At 49.3% G+C, this 1031-nt stretch carries 1 protein-coding gene; it reads left to right on the top strand.

What is annotated here, in order from left to right; translation table 11 throughout:
• A partial coding sequence (locus tag R7035_RS26035; protein ID WP_318146425.1) for a M48 family metalloprotease occupies positions 1–1031 on the top strand: 1031 nt, incomplete at both ends.

Consider the following 1031-nt stretch of genomic DNA (forward strand, 5'->3'; position numbering starts at 1 on the left):
GTTACGTTGCGTTGCACTCAGGGCTATTTCTTCATGCTCGTAGCGAAAGTGAACTTGCATCCGTTGTCGCGCACGAAATTGCACACGTAACACAGCGCCACCTAGCGCGCAGTATGGAAGACCAAGCAAGGCGCTCTCCAGCGACTTTAGCCGCGCTTGCTGGTGCATTGTTACTTTCGATTGCTTCGCCAGAAGCTGGCATGGCAGCGATTACCGCCGCAACAGCAGGCAACATGCAAAGCCAAATCAACTATACTCGCTCAAACGAGAAAGAAGCCGACCGCTTCGGTATCGCAACCTTGGCGAAAGCAGGATTTGATGTGCAAGCAATGCCGCGTTTCTTTGGACGTTTAGCTGATGAGTACCGCTACGCGAGTAAACCGCCACCAATGCTACTGACTCACCCTTTACCAGAAGACCGTGTGGCAGATAGCCGTCAACGTGCACAAGCCTATCCCCCAATGCGCATTGCACCCTCTATCGATTACCATTTGGCGCGCGCACGCATTGTGGCGCGATATGCCGGTATCGACGGACAAGCCGCACTAGGTTGGTTTGAGCGTACTCAAAAGAAAGCTTCAGCGGACATCATGCCGTCATTTGATTACGGCCGAGCGCTGGTTCATCTGGACAACAAACGCTTATCACAAGCAGAACCGATTTTGAAAAAACTGTTAGCGCAAGATCCGGGCAACCCATTCTATTTAGATGCAATGACCGATCTATACATCGAGAAAAAACAGCCACAAAAAGCTGTTGAGTTGCTAAATAGCGCGCTAAAGCGTAATCCTCAAAACAAAGTATTAACCATTAACTACGCCAACGCGTTGCTTGAAGCAAACCAAAATGATCAAGCGGTGCGTACACTTCAGCGTTATACACACGATAACCCAGAAGATAGCAATGGCTGGCAACTATTATCGAAAGGCTATCATGCCCTTGGACGTAGTGATGAAGAGCTTGCAGCACGCGCGGAAATTCTGGCACTAAGAGCAAACTGGAATAAAGCGATTCAATATTACAGTGAAGCA

The sequence above is a fragment of the Vibrio sp. 1731 genome (assembly GCF_033339955.1).
GTDB classification, from domain to species: Bacteria; Pseudomonadota; Gammaproteobacteria; order Enterobacterales; family Vibrionaceae; genus Vibrio; species Vibrio alginolyticus.